Below are 4,425 nucleotides of genomic sequence, written 5' to 3'. Positions count from 1 at the left end.
TGACCGCCGAGCTGGTCGAGCGGCATGCGATTCCCTGCGAACTGGCCTGGGGTTACCTGCATGCTGCGGTCAAGCGGCGTCATGTGCGTGAACTCGAGGCCTTCCGTGAGCGCATGGCGCGCGATTACGGCTACTCGGCGCTTTCCATGCTCCAGGGAAATGCGCTTCGTGAGCACGTGGTGACCGATGCCTACCCGGCAGCTTTGCATGATGCCGAGGGCGGCCACCTGCACCCCCTCAACTATACACTGGGCCTCGCTCGTGCGGCCCGCCAGGCTGGGGTCACGATCCACGAGCGAAGCGCCGCCGTGGAGATCCGTCACGGTCAGCCGGCCAGCGTGCTCACCGCCGGCGGTCGAGTGACCGCCGACTTCGTGGTGCTGGGCACCAACGCCTACCAGGCGGGTCTGGTGCCCCAGCTTTCCGGTCGTATCATGCGCGCCGCCAACTACATGATCGCCACCGAGCCACTCTCGGTCGAGCAGGCGGCTCGAGTGCTGCCCCGCAATGATGCCCTGTCGGATGCCAACTTCGTCCTCGACTACTATCGACTCTCGGCCGACCGGCGCCTGATCTATGGTGGCGAGGTCAGCTACGATGGCCGCGAACCGCGAGGCCTCGAAGCGCGCATGGACGCCAAGATCGCGCGGATCTTTCCGGTGCTCCAGGGTGTGCGCATCGACTACCGCTGGGGCGGGGACGTGGCCATCACGCTCGACCGGGCCCCGGACTTCGGCCGGCTGGGCAGCAACGTCTACTACGCTCAGGGCTACTCTGGCCATGGCATGGCTCTGTCGGGGCTGGCGGGCAAGCTGCTGGCCGAGGTCATCGCCGGCCAGAGTGAACGCTTCGACGTCTTTGCCGCCATGCCCCACCGTCATTTCCCGGGAGGCCGCCTGCTGCGCAAGCCGTTGCTGGTGCTGGCCACCAACTTCTACAAACTACGGGACCGGCTGTGAACCGGGCCATCGATAACCGAGAGGGCACCCCCATGAGCGACACCATTGCGGCGGAAGCCATCGAGTCACCGCGTGCGCGCCCGGCTGGGGAGGCGACGCAAGCCGAGGCGGCGCGTGAGGCCTCCTCCATCGAGATGCAGGGTCTGCACAAGCGTTTCGGTCGTGACACCGTGGCGCTGGACGGGGTCGAGCTGACCATCGAGCCTGGTGAGTTCTTCACCCTGCTTGGCCCCTCGGGCTGTGGCAAGACCACCCTGCTGCGCATCCTCGCCGGTCTCGAGGAGGCCGACGATGGTCGCCTGGCCATCGGCGGCAAGGACATCACCGAGGTGCCGCCCCACAAGCGCAGCGTCAATACCGTCTTCCAGTCTTATGCGCTCTTTCCGCATCTCTCGGTGCGCGACAACCTGGCCTTCGGTCTCAAGATGCGCGGCATGTCACCCGAGAAGCGCGAGGCCCGGGTGGCGAAGATCGCCGAGTTCATCAAGCTGGGCGATCTGGTGGATCGCCGCGTCGACCAGCTCTCCGGTGGCCAGCGTCAGCGAATCGCCCTGGCCCGTGCCCTGATCAACGAGCCCGATGTGCTGCTGCTCGACGAACCGCTCTCGGCCCTCGATGCCGGCCTGCGCAGTCAGCTGCAGGTGGAGCTCTTGCGGGTCCAGAAGCGCCTGGGGATGACCTTCGTCTTCGTCACCCACGACCAGCAGGAGGCGATGGTGATGTCGGACCGCATCGCCGTCCTCAACGGTGGGGTGATCCAGCAGGTGGGGCCGCCCCGCGAGGTCTACGAGCATCCGGTGAATGCCTTCGTCGCCCGCTTCATGGGCCACGACAACCTCTATCCGGTTACCGCCCGCCAAGGGGGACGCCTGACCACCCCGCTCGGCGAGCTCATTGCCGAGGAGGCAGGGGAGGGCGACCTGCTGCTGATCCGGCCCGAGACCCTGGACCTTCTGCCCGGCGAGGTGGCCGGCGACAACCACCTGCCCGCCGTGGTGAGCGAGCGGCTCTACCGCGGCAGCCATGCCGAGTATCGCCTCGATATTGGAGCGAGCACCCTGCAGGCGACCCTCAACAACCGGGGCAGGCACCTGCCCGAGGTGGGGGATCGGGTCACGGTGTCGGTGGCGCCCGAAGATCTAGTCACGCTGAGTGAATAAGGAGACATCCATGGCCTACACCGGCGTAACGCCAACCGCCCGCAGTCGTGGCATGGTGCGTGAGGCACGGCACCTGCTGTTCACCGTGACGCCCGGGGCCACCTGGATCGTGATCTTCCTGGTGCTGCCCAGCGCCTATCTGATGGGCGTGGCCTTCATGACCAACGGCCCCTATGGTCTGCCGGAGATGCCGCTGTCGCTTGAGTCGTTCCGGCGCCTGGCGGGCTTCGGCTTCCTGGGCTGGAGCCCCGGCAACCTCTATACCCTGCTGCGCTCGCTGTGGCAGACGCTCGTCTCCACTGGCCTGGTGGTGATCGTTGCCTATCCCATCGCCTACTACATCAGCACCTGCCGCGCCAAGTGGCGGCCGATCATGCTGCTGCTGGTGGTGGTGCCGAGCTGGACCAACCAGGTGATCCGCACCTTCGGCTGGATGAACCTGCTGGCACCGGGCACGCCGCTATCCAACCTGGCCGAGGGGCTTGGATTCATCGCCCCTAACATGGGGCTCTATCCGTCGAACTTCGCCGTCACCCTGGGCCTGGTCTACAACTTCCTGCCGTTCATGGTGCTGCCGCTCTATGCCGCCTTCGAGAAGCTCGACACCGCCCAGGTGGAGGCCGCTCAGGACCTCTTCGCCTCGCCGGTGCGCGCCTTCTGGCACGCCGTCTTCCCCCAGACCCTGCCGGGGCTGCTGGCCGGCATCGTGCTGGTGGCGATCCCCGCCTTCGGCATGTATGTCATTCCCGAACTGCTCGGTGGCGGCAAGGGCATGATGCTCGGCAACCTGGTGGCCAACCAGTTCGCGGGTGGGGCCAATTGGCCGCTGGGGGCGGCCGGCGCGATCCTGATGTTGATCGCCACCTTCATCGGGCTGTTCGCCATGCGTCGCATCGGCAAGCGCCTGGGTGGTGGTGAGGAGGTGGTGATATGAGAAAGCGCACGCTCAAGCGAGGCCTGGCCGGCTTCTGGTGGTTCACCCTGGCTTTCCTCTACCTACCGCTGGCGGTCGTGGTGCTTTTCTCCTTCAACGCCTCCAACAGTGCGGCTACCTTCAGCGGGATCTCGCTGCGCTGGTATGGCCGCCTGATGGACAACGAGGAGATCCTCTCGGCTTTCGCCAACAGCATGATTCTGGCCATTACCTCCTCGGTGATCGCGCTGGGGATCGGCTGCCTGATCGGCTACGGCATGTACCGCCATCGTCACCGTAAGCTGGGCTGGCTGATCGTGCTGATCTACCTGCCGATCGTGCTGCCGGATATCGTCTTCGGCATCTCGGAGATGGCCTTCTTCGTGCAGGTCCATCGCCTCACCGGGCTTCTGCAGCCGGGTCTTTTGACCATGATCATCGCCCACGTCACCTTCCAGATCCCCTTTGTGGCCTTGATCGTCTACTCGCGCTTCGTGGGTCTGGATCCGACCCTCTTCGAGGCTGCCAAGGACCTCTACGCCTCGCCGGTCAAGAGAGTGCTGCATTTCATGCTTCCGACCATCAAGCCAGCGTTGATCTCGGCCTTCTTCCTCTCCTTTACGCTGTCGGTGGATGACTTCGTGATCAGTTTCTTCACCGCGGGACCGGAGAGCGCGACCCTGCCGATCTATATCTGGGGCGCCATCAAGAAAGGGGTATCGCCCGAGATCAACGCTATCGCCGCGCTGATGATCGCGGCAGTGGCTGTTGCCGCCATCATCAGCCTGATATTCAGCCGTCGCCGGCAGGCATGAGCCGGCCAAGCCTTCCCTAGGGGAAACCAGGAGAGTCCGAGATGACAATCAACAAGACCGCACTTGCCCTGTCCGTCGGCGCCGCACTGCTCGCCGGCAGCGTCCAGGCCCAGGAGAACAAGCTCTACCTGTTCAACTGGACCGAGTACATGGACCCCGAGATCATCGAGGCCTTCGAGGAGAAGTATGACGTCGATGTCGTGCAGAACTACTTCAACTCGCTGCCCGAGATGTTCGCCAAGCTCAATGCGGGTGGGGTGTCGCAGTACGACATCATCGTACCGTCCAACTACTATGTGCCGCGGCTGATTCAGACCGGCCTGGTGCAGAAGCTCGACACCTCGAAGCTCGAGAACCTCGACAACGTCATGGCACAGTTCCAGGATCCGGCCTATGACCCGGGGGCCCAGTACAGCGCGCCCTACCAATGGGGCACCACCGGCATCGTCTACAACACCGAGACCTTCCCTGATGCCCCCAAGAGCTGGTCGCTGCTGTTCGACCCCGAGGTCAATCCCGACTACCCCTTCGCCCTGATGGGCGATGGCCAGGTCAGCATGGGCGGCGCCTGCGCCTAC

General features: G+C 64.7%; 5 protein-coding genes. All 5 read left to right on the top strand.

Going from position 1 to position 4,425, the window contains the following annotated elements; translation table 11 throughout:
* Nucleotides 1-959, top strand: a 959-nt coding sequence (locus RI841_RS07350; RefSeq protein ID WP_310704942.1) for an FAD-binding oxidoreductase, incomplete at its 5' end; no start/stop codon positions are given.
* A 32-nt stretch (nt 960-991) separates the two neighbouring features.
* Nucleotides 992-2,119: an ABC transporter ATP-binding protein gene (locus tag RI841_RS07345; protein ID WP_310704941.1), complete on the top strand. Its 1,128-nt coding sequence runs from the start codon at nt 992-994 to the stop codon at nt 2,117-2,119.
* 10 nt (nt 2,120-2,129) lie between these two features.
* Nucleotides 2,130-3,053, top strand: coding sequence for an ABC transporter permease (locus RI841_RS07340; protein ID WP_310704940.1), 924 nt, complete (start codon nt 2,130-2,132; stop codon nt 3,051-3,053).
* A complete protein-coding gene (locus RI841_RS07335; RefSeq protein WP_310704939.1) occupies nt 3,050-3,847 on the top strand; it encodes an ABC transporter permease in 798 nt (265 codons plus the stop codon). The genes RI841_RS07340 and RI841_RS07335 overlap by 4 nt, the downstream gene beginning before the upstream one ends.
* 41 nt (nt 3,848-3,888) lie before the next feature.
* Nucleotides 3,889-4,425: extracellular solute-binding protein (locus RI841_RS07330; RefSeq protein ID WP_310704938.1), on the top strand; the 537-nt coding region annotated here is incomplete at its 3' end.

It is taken from the genome of Halomonas sp. (assembly GCF_031581305.1).
Taxonomy (GTDB): domain Bacteria; phylum Pseudomonadota; class Gammaproteobacteria; order Pseudomonadales; family Halomonadaceae; genus Halomonas.
This window is presented reverse-complemented; position numbering and strand designations above follow the sequence as displayed.

What these genes read in the sequence shown, in the direction of transcription:
- RI841_RS07345 (WP_310704941.1), top strand. Translation starts at nt 992, where the DNA reads ATGAGCGACACCATTGCGGCGGAAGCCATCGAGTCACCGCGTGCGCGC.
- RI841_RS07340 (WP_310704940.1), top strand. Translation starts at nt 2,130, where the DNA reads ATGGCCTACACCGGCGTAACGCCAACCGCCCGCAGTCGTGGCATGGTG.
- RI841_RS07335 (WP_310704939.1), top strand. Translation starts at nt 3,050, where the DNA reads ATGAGAAAGCGCACGCTCAAGCGAGGCCTGGCCGGCTTCTGGTGGTTC.